Annotated in this window: 13 protein-coding genes; 8 read left to right on the forward strand and 5 right to left on the reverse strand. The window is 69.6% G+C overall.

The window, feature by feature from the left end; genetic code table 11:
* Positions 1 to 72: 72 nt before the first annotated feature.
* Positions 73 to 966, forward strand: coding sequence for a DUF4333 domain-containing protein (locus C5O27_RS15090; RefSeq protein ID WP_075863259.1), 894 nt, complete (start codon positions 73 to 75; stop codon positions 964 to 966).
* 16 nt (positions 967 to 982) lie between these two features.
* Here C5O27_RS15090 and C5O27_RS15095 read toward each other — a convergent pair whose 3' ends face one another.
* The gene (locus C5O27_RS15095) at positions 983 to 1,939 is read right to left on the reverse strand and encodes a 5'-3' exonuclease (RefSeq protein WP_075863332.1); all 957 of its coding nucleotides are present in this window, start codon (positions 1,937 to 1,939) and stop codon (positions 983 to 985) included.
* Between the two features lie 84 nt (positions 1,940 to 2,023).
* On the opposite strand from C5O27_RS15095, the gene C5O27_RS15100 reads away from it, so the two are divergent.
* Positions 2,024 to 3,166: a M24 family metallopeptidase gene (locus C5O27_RS15100; RefSeq protein ID WP_127963039.1), complete on the forward strand. Its 1,143-nt coding sequence runs from the start codon at positions 2,024 to 2,026 to the stop codon at positions 3,164 to 3,166.
* Here C5O27_RS15100 and C5O27_RS15105 read toward each other — a convergent pair whose 3' ends face one another.
* On the reverse strand, positions 3,167 to 3,568 hold the full coding sequence (locus C5O27_RS15105; protein ID WP_035751598.1) for a PPOX class F420-dependent oxidoreductase: 402 nt from the start codon (positions 3,566 to 3,568) through the stop codon (positions 3,167 to 3,169).
* 64 nt (positions 3,569 to 3,632) lie between these two features.
* Between C5O27_RS15105 and dprE2 the strand changes: the two genes are divergently transcribed.
* The 4 genes from dprE2 to C5O27_RS15125 are packed head-to-tail and all read left to right on the forward strand — an operon-like array spanning position 3,633 to position 7,166.
* Positions 3,633 to 4,400, forward strand: a complete 768-nt coding sequence (dprE2, locus tag C5O27_RS15110; protein ID WP_127963040.1) for a decaprenylphospho-beta-D-erythro-pentofuranosid-2-ulose 2-reductase — start codon at positions 3,633 to 3,635, stop codon at positions 4,398 to 4,400.
* Positions 4,397 to 5,656: a precorrin-6y C5,15-methyltransferase (decarboxylating) subunit CbiE gene (gene cbiE / locus C5O27_RS15115; RefSeq protein ID WP_127963041.1), complete on the forward strand. Its 1,260-nt coding sequence runs from the start codon at positions 4,397 to 4,399 to the stop codon at positions 5,654 to 5,656. Before dprE2 ends, cbiE begins: the two co-directional genes overlap by 4 nt.
* Positions 5,653 to 6,426 carry a precorrin-4 C(11)-methyltransferase gene (gene cobM / locus C5O27_RS15120; protein ID WP_075863257.1) on the forward strand — a complete coding sequence of 258 codons (774 nt, stop codon included), beginning with the start codon at positions 5,653 to 5,655 and terminating at the stop codon, positions 6,424 to 6,426. Before cbiE ends, cobM begins: the two co-directional genes overlap by 4 nt.
* Positions 6,423 to 7,166, forward strand: a complete 744-nt coding sequence (locus C5O27_RS15125; protein ID WP_127963042.1) for a cobalt-precorrin-6A reductase — start codon at positions 6,423 to 6,425, stop codon at positions 7,164 to 7,166. Before cobM ends, C5O27_RS15125 begins: the two co-directional genes overlap by 4 nt.
* On the opposite strand, the gene C5O27_RS15130 is transcribed toward C5O27_RS15125, so the two are convergent.
* Genes C5O27_RS15130 through C5O27_RS15140 form a run of 3 tightly spaced genes read right to left on the reverse strand, consistent with a single transcriptional unit; the run spans position 7,119 to position 10,517 of the window.
* Positions 7,119 to 8,696 (reverse strand): precorrin-2 C(20)-methyltransferase, encoded by a 1,578-nt coding sequence (locus C5O27_RS15130; RefSeq protein ID WP_127963043.1) that lies wholly within the window; start codon positions 8,694 to 8,696, stop codon positions 7,119 to 7,121. The genes C5O27_RS15125 and C5O27_RS15130 overlap by 48 nt on opposite strands.
* A 2-nt stretch (positions 8,697 to 8,698) precedes the next feature.
* Entirely contained in the window at positions 8,699 to 9,322 is a 624-nt protein-coding gene (locus C5O27_RS15135; protein ID WP_035751714.1) for a precorrin-8X methylmutase, read from the reverse strand.
* Positions 9,323 to 9,335: 13 nt separating this feature from the next.
* Entirely contained in the window at positions 9,336 to 10,517 is a 1,182-nt protein-coding gene (locus tag C5O27_RS15140) for a precorrin-3B synthase (protein ID WP_006360379.1), read from the reverse strand.
* 112 nt (positions 10,518 to 10,629) lie between these two features.
* On the opposite strand from C5O27_RS15140, the gene cobN reads away from it, so the two are divergent.
* A complete protein-coding gene (gene cobN, locus C5O27_RS15145; protein ID WP_279636545.1) occupies positions 10,630 to 14,358 on the forward strand; it encodes a cobaltochelatase subunit CobN in 3,729 nt (1,242 codons plus the stop codon).
* Positions 14,359 to 14,451: 93 nt separating this feature from the next.
* Complete coding sequence (locus tag C5O27_RS15150) at positions 14,452 to 14,988, forward strand: FxsA family protein (RefSeq protein WP_127963045.1); 537 nt, start codon at positions 14,452 to 14,454, stop codon at positions 14,986 to 14,988.
* The last annotated feature ends 35 nt before the right edge of the window (positions 14,989 to 15,023 follow it).

A 15,023-nucleotide genomic window follows, 5' to 3' on the forward strand; every position in this document is an offset into this window, starting at 1 on the left:
TCCCGGCACTGTCGCGTGACGTCACAGTTCGCCGACACCTCGTCGAGGTGGGAGCCGAGTGGGAGGGGACTCATGACCGACCCGAACAACCCGAATCCGTCCCAGCCCCAGCAGGGCCAGCCCGGCTCCGGCGACAAGACCGAGATCGTGAACACGGGCGGTTCCCAGGAGGGCGGCTCGCAGGCCGACCCCACGACGATGGCGCCCAACCCCGGTTACGGACAGCCCCAGCAGGATCCGTACCAGGCGAATCCCTACCAGCAGAACCCCTACCAGCAGGCTCCCGGATACGCGCCCGGAGCGCAGGCACCGGGCCAGCCGGCCCAGAACCAGCCGACACAGGTCGGGTACCCCGGGGCGCAGCCCGGCCAGTACGGGCAACCCGGTGGTCAGCCCGCCTACGGTGCCCCGAACCAGGGTGCGCCCAACTACGGCGGACCCGCGCAGCCCTACGGTCAGCAGCCCGACCCCGCACAGTACGGTGCCGGACAGTACGGTGCCGGACAGTACGGTGCCGGTCAGTACGGTGCGCCCGGCCAGTACGGTCAGCAGCCCTACGGTCAGCCGCAGCAGACCCCGGGCGCCTACGGCCAGAACCAGTTCGGCGGACCCGACCAGTTCAGCGGCATGGCGACGCCCAAGTCGAACAAGACGCTTCGGACGCTGCTGTTCGCCGGTGGCGGTGCGCTGATCGTGATCGCCGCGATCATCCTCATCACCGCCTTCGTCGCCCCCGGCTGGGCCCCGAAGAACCTCGACCAGCAGGCAGCCCAGGACGGCGTGCAGCAGATCCTCACCGAGGACTATCAGGCCAGCGATGTCAGCAATGTGAAGTGCCCGTCCGGCCAGCGCGTCAAGGAGGGGTCGTCGTTCACCTGCTCGGTGACCGTCGGCGGACAGGACCAGCAGGTCACCGTCACCTTCATCGACGACGAGGGTCGCTACGAGGTCTCGCGTCCCAGCTGACACGAGACCGCGCTGATCAGGCCTTGGGCCAGCCCAGCGCCTTCGACAACCGGCCCACCGACGCCCCTATGCCCAGCTCCTCGACGAGCGCGGCCAGGGCCTCGGGGTCGGCCGGTTCCGACGGCAGCAGATCCGGGCCGCTGTCGATGGTCTCCGCGTCGGTGCGCACCGAGACGACGGTGCGGGCCGCCTCCAGGTAGTCCTCGGCGGCGAGCAGCGCCTTGCGTGCCCGCGTCGGGACCTTCGACGACGAGTCCCGGGCGGCCGCTTCGAGCGCGTCCAGGCTGCCGTACTCGCTGATCAGTTTCGCCGCGGTCTTCTCGCCGATGCCCGGTACACCGGGGAGGCCGTCCGACGGGTCGCCGCGCAGCATCGACATCTCCGCGTAGCCGATCCCGGCGCGATCGGCGGGTACGCCGTACTTCTCGCCGACCTCGACCGGCCCCATCATCTCCGCCTTCGCCAGTCCGCGCCCGACGTAGAGCACCCGCACCGGGACCGGATCATCGGAGACCACCTGCAGCAGGTCGCGGTCACCGCTGACGACGATCACCGGATGCTCCGCCTCCTCCCAGGCGAGTGTTCCGATGACATCGTCGGCCTCGCAGCCGATCGCCCCCGAGGTCGCGATCCCCGCAGCGGCAAGGACATTCATGATCATGTCGACCTGCGGCGTCAGTGCGTCGGGCACTTCTTCGACGTCGATGGTCTCCGTGCCCGTGGCGTCGGTCGCACCGTCCTCGACCGCGACGCGGTGCGCCTTGTAGGTCGGGATGAGGGCGGTACGGAACTCGGGACGCCAGTCGAGGTCGAGGCACACGACGAGCCGCGTCGGGTGTTCGCGTGTCACGAGATTCGCGATCGTGTCGATGAATCCCCGGACCGCGTTGACCGGTCGCCCGTCGGGGCTGGTCATCTTCTCGGGCAGGGCGTAGAACGACCGGAACCACAGGCTCGCACCGTCGAGCAGCATCAACGAATCCGTCACCTCCACACTCTCGCATTGACGGTGTCGCCGCGTCACCACGACCCGCACACCCGGCGGTAGTCTTCGACCATGGCTGCCACATCGACCACCGCCGGCCCGGCGGCACCGCTGTTCGATCCCGAGGTGTACCGCGAACGCATGCGACGCGCCGCGGAACTCACCCGCGACGCCGGCCTCGACGCGCTGGTGGTGGCGCCCGGTCCCGACCTGCGATATCTCGTGGGCTCGCGCGCCGACACCTTCGAACGCCTCACCGCACTCGTCATCCCCGCAGCGGGGGACCCGAAACTCGTCATCGCGCGCCTCGAGGTGCCGTCGTTGTCCGCCTCGGCGGTCGGCGACCTCGGCATCGAGGTGGCCGACTGGGTCGACGGCGACGACGCGCACGGTCTCGCCCTCTCCGGTCTGCCGTCGAATCCGACCATCGCGGTGTCGGATTCGATGCCCGCCCTGCACGTGATCCCGCTGGCCCGGCACACCGGCGCCACCCCGCAACTCGCCACCGCCGTGCTGCGTGAACTCCGAATGCTCAAGGACGACGCGGAGATCGAGGCCCTGCGTCGTGCCGGCGCGGCCATCGACCGCGTCCATGCCCGGATGGGTGAATGGCTCAAGCCCGGACGCACCGAGCGGGAGGTCTCCGACGACATCGCGGCGGCGATCCTCGAGGAGGGCCACACCGAGGCCGCGTTCATCATCGTCGGTTCCGGACCCAACGGCGCCGACCCGCATCACGAGTTCTCCGACCGGGTCATCGAACGGTCCGACATCGTCGTCATCGACATCGGCGGACCGGTCGAACCCGGTTACAACTCCGACTCGACCCGCACCTACTGTTTCGAACCGCCCGCCGCCGACGTCGCCGACGCGTACGCCGCCCTGCACGAGGCGCAGCGGACTGCAATCGCCGCCGTACGTCCCGGAGTCACCGCCGCCTCCATCGACGCAGCCGCCCGCGACCTGCTCCGCGAACGCGGCCTCGCCGAGGCGTTCATCCACCGCACCGGACACGGCATCGGCCTCTCGGTCCACGAGGAGCCCTACATCGTGAACGGCAACGACATCACCCTGCGCCCCGGCATGGCCTTCAGCGTGGAGCCCGGGGTGTACTTCTCCGGCCGCTGGGGTGCCCGCATCGAGGACATCGTCGTGGTCACCGAGGACGGCTGCGAGTCCTTCAACAACCGCCCGCACCAGCTGGTGCAGCTGTAGCTACCCCAGCAACGACGCCGACCCGAGCACCCGGGACACGCTGATCTCGATGACCACACGTCGAGGGTTGGGCTTCGGCTGCCGGTACCGCTGTGCGTAGCGCTGCTCCGCCTCGTGCACGCGTTCCGGTTCGCGGCTGACCCGCGCCGGACCCTCGAGGGTGAGCCAGCGGGGACCGTCGACGTTCGTCACCGCCGCGTAGCCGCCGCGCTCGACGTTGCGCACCTTCTGGCTGCCGTCGAAGGTGATCACCCGCGCCAGCCCGGCTTCGGGGTCCCAGGTGAAGCCCACGGCCACCGAATGCGGTGTCCCATCGGCCCGCAGCGTCGTGAGGGTGCCGAGATGGCGTTCGGTCAGGAACTCGAGTGCGGCGGGGCCGATGTCGGCAGCGGTACGTGACATGTCTGCCACGCTAGCGCCGGTGGGGTGACTTCGACGTGTCGGGGCTGGTGCGATACTGCTGTGCATGGCGTCTGAGACATCTGCGGGTTCGCTGGTCCTGTTCGGCGGCCGCAGTGAGATCGGTGTGGCCACCGCTCAGCGTTTGGCCGACGGGCGGACGGTGGTCCTCGCGGCCCGTCGGCCCGACGATCTCGCCGATCAGACCGCACTGCTTCTCGAGGCGGGCGCGACCGCCGTACACACCGTCGGCTTCGATGCCGACGACACCGACACCCACCCCGGGCTGATCGCGTCCCTGCTCGACGACTTCGGCCCGATCGGTATCGCGATCGTCGCGTTCGGGATCCTCGGTGACCAGACGCGCGCGGAAGCCGATGTCGCGCATGCCCTGCAGATCGCGCACACGGACTACTACGCCCAGGTCAGTGTGCTGATACCGCTTGCCGCCGCCCTGCGCGCACAGGGGTCCGGCACGATGATCGTCTTCTCCTCGGTCGCAGGGATCCGCGTGCGCCGGGCCAACTTCGTCTACGGCTCCACCAAGGCCGGGCTCGACGGCTTCGCCAGCGGTATGGCGGATTCGCTGCACGGCACCGGCGTCCGGCTGCTCCTCGCCCGACCCGGTTTCGTGATCGGCGCGATGACCAAGGAACTGATGGAGTCCGGGGTGAAACCCGCACCGTTCTCGAAGACTCCGGACCAGGTCGCCGATGCCGTCGCCCGCGCGTATCGCAAGGGGCATGGTGAGGTTTGGATCCCGTCGGTGTTGCGCCCGATGTTCTTCGGCATGCGTCTGCTCCCTCGCGCGGTGTGGCGGAGACTGCCCCGATGAGTTCCACACCGTCGAATTCGGGTGTTCCGCCGCGCTTCGTGGTCGTCGGCATCGGCGCCGATGGTTGGCGCGGTCTCGGCGACGCCGCACGCGACGAACTGCGTGGTGCCCACGTGATCTACGGGGCGAGAAGGCAACTCGCACTCCTCGACGACGCCGGGCACGAGCTCACCGGCACGCGTGAGGTGTGGCGCTCGCCGATGTCGTCGCATCTCGCCGAAGTCCTCGAGAACGCCACCGGCCGTGTACACATCCTCGCCAGCGGCGATCCGATGTTCCACGGCGTCGGCGCCAGCATCGTCGCGCGGGTCGGGCCCGATCAAGTGCGGGTCGTCCCCACGGTGTCCAGCGCGAGTCTGGCGTGCGCGCGTCTCGGCTGGGACCTTGCGACGACCAGGATCGTCAGTGCCGTCACCGCCGACCCCGAGGTGGTCCTCACCGAGGTCACCGGCGGCGGACGTCTCCTCGTTCTCAGTCGGAACGAGATGACACCCGCTTCCGTGGCAGGACTGCTCTCGCAGAACGGATTCGGCGATTCGTCGATGACTGTCCTCGAACAGCTCGGTGGACCGGACGAGCGCATCCGTTCCTCGACCGCGGAATCCTGGGCACCTTCACCCGTGGACCCGCTCAACATCGTGGCCGTCGACTGCGTCGGACCACGTCGCAGCCGGATGCCCGGCCGCGACGACGACACCTACGACCACGACGGCCAGATCACCAAGTCCACGATCCGCGCGATCACTGTCGCCGCTCTCGAACCGGCCGGGGCGCAGCTCCTCTGGGACATCGGCTCAGGATCCGGAAGTGTGGCCATCGAATGGTTGCGCGCCGACGACCGGGGACGGGCGGTCGCCTTCGAGCAGAACGCGGACCGGGCGGAGCGGCTCACCGCCAACGCTCGCCGGCACGGCGTCGGTCATCGCCTGACGCTGCGCGGCGCCGCACCCGAAGCCCTTTCCGACGCACCGCCTCCCGACGCGGTGTTCATCGGCGGCGGCCTCGACGAGAAGGTCCTCACCTCCGCGTGGAACGCACTGCGACCGTCCGGACGGATCGTCGTCAACGCCGTCACCGTGGAGAACCAGGAGATCCTGGTCCGCTGGCATGCGGAACGCGGCGGCACCCTTCGGCGCCTGTCCGTGGAAACAGTCGCACCCCTGGGGACGATGAGCACCTGGCGGCCCGCGCTGCCGATCGTCCAGTGGGCCGCAACCAGAGACGACACAGCAGACAAGGCGGGATCGACGACATGACCGTCTATTTCATCGGCGCCGGGCCCGGCGCTCCCGACCTGATCACGCTGCGTGGCGCTCGGCTGCTGGGGGAGTGCCGCACCTGCCTGTATGCCGGGTCACTGGTACCCGGCGACATGCTCGAGTTGTGCCCCGACGACGCCGTCCTCGTCGACACGGCGCGAATGCCGTTGCCCGACATCGTCGATCACATCGTCGCCGCCCACGAACGCGGACACGACGTCGCCCGTCTCCACTCCGGTGACCTCTCGATCTACTCGGCATTGGCAGAGCAGCAACGCGAACTGCGTGCACGGGGCATTCCGTACGAGATCGTGCCCGGGGTACCCGCGTTCGCCGCCGCGGCCGCTGCTCTCGACACCGAACTCACCGTCCCCGGAGTGGGGCAGAGCCTGCTCATCACCCGGGTGTCGACGCTGTCGACCGACATGCCCCACGGCGAGGACCTGGCGAACCTCGCCGCAACCGGTGTGACACTCGCCCTCCATCTCGCCGCACACCGTGCCGGACAGATCGTCGAGGCGCTCGCACCGCACTACGGATCGGAATGTCCCACGGCGACCGTCGCTTTCGCGAGCCGACCGAACCAGCAGGTGGTGCGCTGTGCACTGAGCCGTCTACCGGAGACCCTGGACGCCGCCGACATCCGCAAGACCGCGATCATCTTCGTCGGTCGCGTGCTCGACGCCATGACGCATCCCGAGGTCACCGACAGTTACCTGTACTCCCACGCGCGAATGACGAAACTCCGCGAGACACCGCACCCATGACCGATGAACAGATCCTCATCCTCGGCGGCACCGGGGAGGCACGAGCACTGGCGGCGTCCCTGACCGAGACCGGGAGGTCGGTCATCAGTTCACTCGCGGGCCGCGTGGACAATCCGCGCCTCCCGGTGGGCCCGGTCCGCATCGGCGGCTTCGGAGGAGTCGACGGCCTGCGGGAGTGGCTGCTCAGCAACCGGATTCAGGCCGTCATCGACGCCACGCATCCGTTTGCGGCGACCATCACCCGGAACGCGGCGCAGGCCGCGTCGGAAGCGGGGGTGCCGCTGCTCCGGCTGCGTCGTGAATTCTGGGTCCCGTCCGACGCCGACCGCTGGATCCGCGTACCGGATCTCGCCACCGCTGCCGACGAGGTACGGCACCGCGGCAACCGGGTGTTGCTGACCACGGGTCGCCAGGACGTCGGCGAGTTCGCCGGCATCGACGACGTCTGGTTCCTGATCCGGGTCGTCGATCCGCCGACCGCGGAACTCCCTGCGCACCACGAGATCCTGCGGTCCCGCGGACCGTACGACTACGACTCGGAGCTCGCCCTGCTGCGTGACCACCGGATCGACCTGCTGGTCACCAAGAACAGCGGGGGATCGCTGACGAAGGCGAAACTCGACGCCGCCGCGACGATGGGGATCGACGTGATCGTCGTCGACCGTCCGATCGAGCCCGACGTCCCGGCGGTGTCAGAGGTCGCTGCCGCCCAGGCTTGGCTCGAGCGGCTGCTCGGCTGAGAGCTGTTCCGGTTCCTCGGTGGGAGTGTGCCGGCGCGGGGTGAACACCAGCGGGCCCCCGGCGCGGGACACCGCTCGGGTCGCCGACGAACCGATGATGAGCAACGTGCGCATGTCGACCACTTCGGGGTCGAGGCCGGCCACGGTCGTCGTGGTCAGTGACTGCTCCGGACCGCCCACATCGCGACCGAGGACGACGACCCGGTCGGATGAAACCGTCTGCAGCAGTGTGTGTTTGAGGGCCCCGACCTGCCACGACCGGCTGGCCGAACCCGGGTTGTAGATCGCGATGACCAGGTCGGCGGCCAAGGCGGCACGGATGCGGCGCTCGATCACCGACCACGGCTTGAGCCGGTCGGACAGCGAGATCACCGCGAAGTCGTGACCGAGCGGCGCACCGACGGCCGCCGCGACGGCGGTCGCCGCCGTGATCCCCGGAACCACGCGCACCCGAACGTCATGCCACTGCGGTTCGGCGGCCACCTCGGTCACCGCGGCCGCCATCGCGAATACGCCCGGATCGCCCGATGACACGACCGCCACGCGAGCACCGCGTCGGGCGAGATCGAGAGCGAACTCGGCACGCTCGGACTCGACCCGGTTGTCGCTCGCATGGACGCGCTGGCCCGGTCTCGGGGTCACCCGCTTGAGGTAGGTTGTGTACCCGACCAGGTCGGTGGCCGTGGCGAGTTCGGTGCGCACCTCGGGCGTCGTCCAGCTGTCGTGTCCCGGGCCGAGGCCGACGACTACGAGCTCGCCGGGTACCGGCTCCGGCTCGAAACGCGGGTTGTTGCGTCGCCCCGGCACCACGAGAATCGAGAAGTACGGCACCTCGGCGGGATTCACGTCCGAGGCCGGAAGCACTCGTTCGACGGTGGTCGAGGCACGTTCGACATAAAAGGCCTCATCGAGGCGGCCGGCCTCCCGCAATGCTTCCCGCACCCGTTCGAAGGTGCGGCCCAGCTTCATCACCACGACGGCGTCGGCCGAACGGAAACGGAACAGCAGCTCTTCCGTCGATGCCGTACCCGGGACGACCGTCAAGGTCTCGTCGCCCTCCACCAGCGGAACACCGGTGGCCGCCGACGCCGCGCTCACCGACGTCACACCCGGCACGATCTCCGCATCGAAGTGCGGGGACAGCCGCTTGTGCATGTGCATGTAGGAGCTGTAGAAGAGCGGATCCCCCTCGGCGAGAAGGACGACGTCCCGGCCCGCGCGCAGGTGGACGGCGAGCCGTTCCGCGCTCTCGGCGTAGAAGTCGTCGAGTGCACCCTGATACCCGCCGGGATGGTCGGTGGTCTCGGTGGTGACCGGGTACATGAGACGCTCTTCGGTCTGGTCTTCGCGCAGATAGGGTTCGGCGACCGACCGCGCGATGCTGTTGCCGTGGCGCGCACAGTGATACGCGACCACGTCGGCGGTGCTGATCACCCGCGCGGCCTTGACCGTCATCAGTTCGCTGTCGCCGGGCCCGAGGCCGATTCCCCAGAGCTTGCCGGGCCGCTGATCATCGTTGACTGCAGGCACATTCACTCCTGAGGGGTGGCGAGCGCGTTGACGGCGGCGGCGGTGATCGCCGACCCACCACGACGACCGGTGACGGTGATGAACTCGAGATCGGTGCGGGCAGCGAGGGCCTCGCACGACTCCGCGGCGCCGACGAAACCGACGGGCGCGCCGACGATCGCGGCCGGGCGGGGTGCGCCCTCGTCGATCATGTCGAGCAGGGCGAACAACGCGGTCGGGGCATTGCCGATCGCGACGACCGCGCCCTCGAGGCGTGGCAACCAGAACTGCAGGGCAGCAGCGGTTCTCGTGGTGCCCATCTCCTCGGCCAGAGCGGGGAGACCCGGTTCGGAGAGATGGCACAGCACCTCGTTGTCGGCGGGCAGACGCTTGCGGGTGATGCCGGACGCCACCATCGACGCGTCGCAGAGGATCGGTGCTCCGGCCTCGAGTGCCCCGCGGGCCGCGCGTACGACGCCGGGTGTCGCGATGACGTCGCGTGTGAGATCGGTCTGTCCGCAGGCGTGGATCATCCGGACGACCACGGTCGACACGTCGGAGCCGAAGGCGGACAAGTCCGACTCGGCCCGAATCGTCGCAAAGGACTGGCGGTAGATCGCGGCGCCGTCGCGCAGGTACTCGGTCATGATGCGCACGAGCCTAGCGGCGACGCCGGTCGTACCCGCCGTCGGGCGTGGCCTGCACCGACAGGTGTGTACCGGCGGGGGAGCCGCAGCGACGCTCGCACCCCACCCAGTGTTCGCGATCGCCTACCGGGAGGCCGGCCTCGACATGGGCGAGCAGGTCCTCGCGCACCGGGGCGTTGGCCGATCCGCAGCCCGGGGCGCCCACACAACAGCTGAGCCGTGCCCACGGCGAGTTCGCGTCGAAGATCAGGCCCATCGGTGCGAGCACCCGCACCACGGTCTCGGCAACGCCTTCACCGAGGTCACAGATCAGGATCTCCCGGTCCGGGGTGAAGACCACCGGCGACTCCACCGCGCCGATGAACTCGGCGAGGCGCGCGGGCAGGCGGCCGAGTTCGACGACCGAGCCGAGCAGTACCGATCCGTCGTCCTGGTCGAACCAGCCCACGATCGGCTCCACCGGGGCCGCTACGTCGTCTTCGTCGGATTCGACGGTGGGGGCCAGGTTCTCGGCGACGAGCCGCTCCAGGCGGTGGCGGTCCTCGGCGCCGAGATCGCGGACGCGCCAGGCGCCGGGCGCCACCGCGTTCAGACCGGCGGCCACCGAGATGAGTGCCTCGACGATCCCGGGCACACCTCCGACCGATCCGACCGCGACGCCGCCGACCAGGATGTCGGCGACCACAGGTTCGGCCGAGCGCGCCACGGCACACGCGTCGGCGCCTCGGCGCCGGATGTCGCCGCGACCGTCGTCGACCCCGAACAGGAAGCGTCCCGAGATCGAGGTGGCCGCGGGATCGGCGCGCAGCGCGTCGTCGAGTGCCGCTGTCAGCGGACCTGCGTCGATGACACCGCCGATGCGGCCGGTCAGCGGGCTGACCTCGATGTTCCGGACCTTGTCGTGCGACGAGCTGGGCGCGAGGCCGGCGCTCACCACGGCGTCGGCCACGGCCTCGACGTCGGCGATCCCGCGCAGCTGCAGGTTCCCGCGCGCGGTGAGTTCGAGGAAGCCGTCGGCGTGAGCAGCCGCAGCCTGGGCGAGGGTGGTGAGCTGATCAGCGCGGATCCGGCCTCCGGGAAGCCGGATCCGGGCCAGTGCGCCGTCCTGCGCCTCGTGCGTGCTGAACACGCCGGGGCAACGATCCGCGGATTCCCGGATCGCCGTGCCGGGAGCGGGTTCAGCCGCTTCAGTCATCCCACCAGCCTACGACCGGACCAGGTGACGACTCCGCCGACCGGTCGCCGTAGGCTGAGACCCAACCGCGAGCGGGCTGAAGCCGGTGAGATTCCGGCGCGGTCGCGCCACTGTGAAGGGTCCCGGTAGACGCCGGTGCCCCAGCCAGACCAGTCCCTCGCACACACCCGACACTCCGGGCGCGACAACCCGGCGAGGAGACACGATGATCCTGCTGTTCTCGACCTCGGACACCGATCTGCTGACCGCGGCGGCCGCCGGCGAGGCGAACCCGGAAGTGGGGTTCCGCGGCGCGAATCCCGCACGACTGCTCATCGACGAGATCCCGGCACTGGCCGCCGACGCCGACCTGATCGTCGTCCGCATCCTCGGTGGAACGCGTGCCTGGGAAGAGGGACTCGCCGCGGTCGAGGCGACCGGCAAACCGCTGGTGGTGTGTTCCGGCGAGCAGCAACCGGACCCGGACCTGATGGCCCATTCGACGGTGCCGGCCGGTGTGGCCGCCCAGGCCCACGACTACCTCGCCGCCGGCGGCGTCGCGAACATCGTCAACCTGCATCATTTCCTCTCCGACACCGTGCTGTTCACCGGATACGGCTTCGAGCCGCCGCAGCAGACCCCGGCGTGGGGAATCCTGGAGCGCGCGCAGCGGGAGAATTCCGATGCACCAACCATCGCGGTGCTCTATTACCGCGCCCAGCACCTCGCCGGGAACACCCGCTACATCGACGCGCTCTGCAGCGCCATCGAGGAGCGAGGCGCCCGGGCGCTGCCGATCTTCTGTGCGTCCCTGCGTACCGCTCCCGACGACCTGATCGAGCTGCTCGGCACGGTCGACGCTCTCGTGGTCACGGTCCTGGCGGCCGGCGGCGCGACCCCGGCGACCGCATCGGCCGGCGGCGACGACGAGGCGTGGAACATCGAACGGCTTGCCGCACTCGACATCCCGATCCTGCAGGGCCTGTGCCTCACGGGTTCCCGGGCGGACTGGGAGGCGAGCGACGACGGTCTCTCACCGCTCGATGTCGCAACGCAGGTGGCGGTGCCGGAGTTCGACGGCCGGATCATCACCGTCCCGTTCTCCTTCAAGGAATTCGACGACGACGGCCTTCCCTGGTATCGGCCGGATCCCGAGCGCTGCGCCCGCGTGGCGGGCATCGCGGTGTCGCATGCACAGCTGCGCCGAATTCCGGCCGCCGACAAGCGCATCGCCGTCATGCTGTCGGCGTATCCCACGAAGCACGCCCGCATCGGCAACGCCGTCGGCCTCGACACCCCTCGGAGTCTGCTGCGTCTGCTCTCGGCCCTGCGCGCGGCCGGTTACGACATCGGACCGGAATCCGGTCCCGGTGCGATACCCGGTTTGGCAGAAGACGATTCGGATGCGCTGATCCACGAGATCATCGCGACGGGCGGTCAGGACCCGGATTGGCTGACCGAGGAAACCCTCGCCGCCAACCCGATCCGCCTGCCCGCCGCGGAGTACCGCGACTGGTTCGAGACGCTGCCGGAAGAACTGCGCAACGGCGTCGTCGAACACTGGGGCGAGGCACCCGGCGAGCTGTTCGTCGACCGGTCGAACAATCCCGACGGCGACATCGTCATCGCTGCACTGACTTTCGGCAACATCGCGATCATGGTGCAGCCGCCGCGCGGGTTCGGCGAGAACCCGGTGGCGATCTACCACGACCCCGACCTGCCGCCGTCGCATCACTATCTGGCGTCGTACCGGTGGATCGCCGCCCGACACGCAACGGGGCAGGCCGGTTTCGGTGCGGACGCGATCGTGCACGTCGGAAAGCACGGCAACCTCGAATGGCTGCCGGGCAAGAACCTCGGCATGTCCGCCAACTGCGGAACCGACGCCGCCCTGGGCGATCTCCCGCTCATCTACCCGTTCCTCGTCAACGACCCGGGGGAGGGGACCCAGGCCAAGCGCCGGGCCCACGCGGTGCTCGTCGATCACCTGATCCCGCCGATGGCGCGCGCCGAGTCCTACGGCGACATCGCCCGCCTCGAGCAGCTGCTCGACGAACACGCGAACATCTCCGCCCTCGACCCGGCGAAGCTTCCGGCGATCCGCCAGCAGATCTGGACGCTGCTCACCGCGGCGAAGATGGACCACGACCTCGGACTGGCCGAACGCCCGGACGAAGAGGTCTTCGACGACATGCTCCTGCACGTCGACGGCTGGCTGTGCGAGATCAAGGACGTCCAGATCCGCGACGGCCTCCACGTCCTCGGCGAGGCCCCCCGCGACGACGCCGAGGTCGACCTCGTCCTCGCGATGCTGCGCGCCCGTCAGCTGTGGGGCGGAACGTCGGCGTTGCCCGGACTCCGTGAGGCACTGGGCCTTGTCGAGGACGGCACCGCCGAACGCGGGACCGTCGACACCGTCGAGGCGCAGGCCCGTGAACTCGTCGCCGCATGTGCCAAGGACGACTGGTCGGAGGCTGCCGTCGCCGAGGCCACCGCCGGATTGCCCGACGCGGTCGCCGACGTCCTGCGTTTCGCCGCCGGCGAAGTCGTCCCGCGTCTGCGGCAGACCACGGGGGAGGTGCCTCGCGTGCTGCACGCCCTCGACGGCGGCTTCATCCCCGCCGGCCCCAGTGGCTCTCCGCTGCGCGGACTGATCAACGTGCTGCCGACCGGCCGCAACTTCTACTCCGTCGACCCGAAGGCCGTGCCTTCGCGGCTGGCGTGGGAGACCGGACGCGCGATGGCCGACTCACTGCTGGAACGCTATGTCGCCGACCACGGCCACCACCCGGCGTCGGTCGGCCTGTCGGTGTGGGGGACCAGCGCGATGCGCACGTCCGGTGACGACGTCGCCGAGGTCCTCGCACTGCTCGGCGTCATGCCGGTGTGGGACGAGATGTCACGCCGCGTCGTCGATCTCGAACTCATCGACCTCGCCGAACTGGGCCGTCCGCGTATCGACGTCACGGTCCGGATCTCCGGGTTCTTCCGCGACGCCTTCCCCCACGTGGTGGCGATGCTCGACGACGCGGTCGCCCTCGCCGCCTCAGCCGACGAGCCCGACGACCAGAACTTCGTCGCCGCCCACGTCCGCGCCTCGATGGCCGATCACGGCGACCGTCGCCGCGCCGTCACCCGGGTCTTCGGTTCCAAGCCCGGAACCTACGGCGCAGGGATCCTGCAGCTCATCGACTCCCGCGACTGGCGCAGCGACGAGGACCTGGCGCGGGTCTACACCGAGTGGGGCGGCTATGCCTACGGGCGCGGACTCGACGGCGTGCCCGCGGTCGACGACATGCGCGCGGCCTACAAGCGGATCGCGGTGGCCGCGAAGAACACCGACACCCGCGAACACGACATCGCCGACTCCGACGACTACTTCCAGTACCACGGCGGCATGGTCGCGACCGTCCGCGCGCTCACCGGAACGGCACCCGAGGCGTACATCGGTGACAGCACCCGGCCCGACTCCGTTCGCACCCGGACGCTCTCGGAGGAGACCGCCCGCGTGTTCCGCGCAAGAGTCGTCAACCCGCGCTGGATCTCGGCGATGCAGCGCCACGGCTACAAGGGCGCCTTCGAGATGGCCGCGACCGTCGACTACCTCTTCGGTTACGACGCCACCACCGACGTCGTCGCCGACTGGATGTACGAGAAGCTCACCGAGTCCTACGTCCTCGACGAGACCAACCAGGAGTTCATGCAGCAGTCCAACCCGTGGGCACTGCACGGCATCGCCGAACGACTGTTGGAAGCCGTCGAACGTGACATGTGGCACGAACCGCCCGCCGACCTCCTCGATCAGCTGCGCAACGTCTACCTGCAGACCGAGGGCGACATCGAGGCCCGCGGCGAAGACTGAACCCCGGGAGAAAAATCGCCCCGTCGTTCGTTAACCTGCCAGACCCTGACGTCGAGGGTGCCCACAAGGCACCGAAAGACAGGTGAGACGACCATGGCACTCCGCTACTTCGCCGTGTACGCGCTGCTGGAGATCGCCGCCTTCGTGGCGATGGCGGTATGGCTCGGGTTCGGCTGGGCCGTGCTGATCAGCATCGCGGCCGGCGTCCTGGGGTTCCTGACGCTGCGCTGGCAGGGCCGCAAGGTGTTCGGCGAGTTGCGCCGCGCCGCCAACAACGAGGTCGACGCACGGGCGCCGCTGGCCGACACCGCGCTGGTCGCCGCCTCGACGATCCTGCTGGTCATCCCGGGTGTCGTCTCGACTCTCGCCGGCATCCTGCTGCTGTTCCCGCCGACCCGCAAGGTGTTGCGCCCGGTCGTGGTGGCCGTGGGCGCGAAGCGGATGGCGACCGCGATGGACCGCGCGGGCCTGTACGCAACCGGCGTCTACGGCAGCCGAATCCGCGCTGGCGGCGTCCCCGGTGGTGGGACCGTCGTCGACGGCGTGGTTGTGGAGTCCGACACCCCCGGAACCGGCTTCGGCCCAGGAACCACACCGATGACCACCCCGCAGCTGCCGCCCACGCGCTGACCTGGGCACGCCCCGCCCGACCCCTCCCGGCCACA

Source organism: Gordonia alkanivorans (genome assembly GCF_004011905.1).
In the GTDB taxonomy this organism is placed as follows: Bacteria; Actinomycetota; Actinomycetes; order Mycobacteriales; family Mycobacteriaceae; genus Gordonia; species Gordonia alkanivorans.

Coding starts and splice junctions, on each gene's coding strand:
- C5O27_RS15090 (WP_075863259.1), top strand. CDS start 73: ATGACCGACCCGAACAACCCGAATCCGTCCCAGCCCCAGCAGGGCCAG.
- C5O27_RS15095 (WP_075863332.1), bottom strand. CDS start 1,939: ATGCTGCTCGACGGTGCGAGCCTGTGGTTCCGGTCGTTCTACGCCCTG.
- C5O27_RS15100 (WP_127963039.1), top strand. CDS start 2,024: ATGGCTGCCACATCGACCACCGCCGGCCCGGCGGCACCGCTGTTCGAT.
- C5O27_RS15105 (WP_035751598.1), bottom strand. CDS start 3,568: ATGTCACGTACCGCTGCCGACATCGGCCCCGCCGCACTCGAGTTCCTG.
- dprE2 (WP_127963040.1), top strand. CDS start 3,633: ATGGCGTCTGAGACATCTGCGGGTTCGCTGGTCCTGTTCGGCGGCCGC.
- cbiE (WP_127963041.1), top strand. CDS start 4,397: ATGAGTTCCACACCGTCGAATTCGGGTGTTCCGCCGCGCTTCGTGGTC.
- cobM (WP_075863257.1), top strand. CDS start 5,653: ATGACCGTCTATTTCATCGGCGCCGGGCCCGGCGCTCCCGACCTGATC.
- C5O27_RS15125 (WP_127963042.1), top strand. CDS start 6,423: ATGACCGATGAACAGATCCTCATCCTCGGCGGCACCGGGGAGGCACGA.
- C5O27_RS15135 (WP_035751714.1), bottom strand. CDS start 9,322: ATGACCGAGTACCTGCGCGACGGCGCCGCGATCTACCGCCAGTCCTTT.
- C5O27_RS15140 (WP_006360379.1), bottom strand. CDS start 10,517: ATGACTGAAGCGGCTGAACCCGCTCCCGGCACGGCGATCCGGGAATCC.
- C5O27_RS15150 (WP_127963045.1), top strand. CDS start 14,452: ATGGCACTCCGCTACTTCGCCGTGTACGCGCTGCTGGAGATCGCCGCC.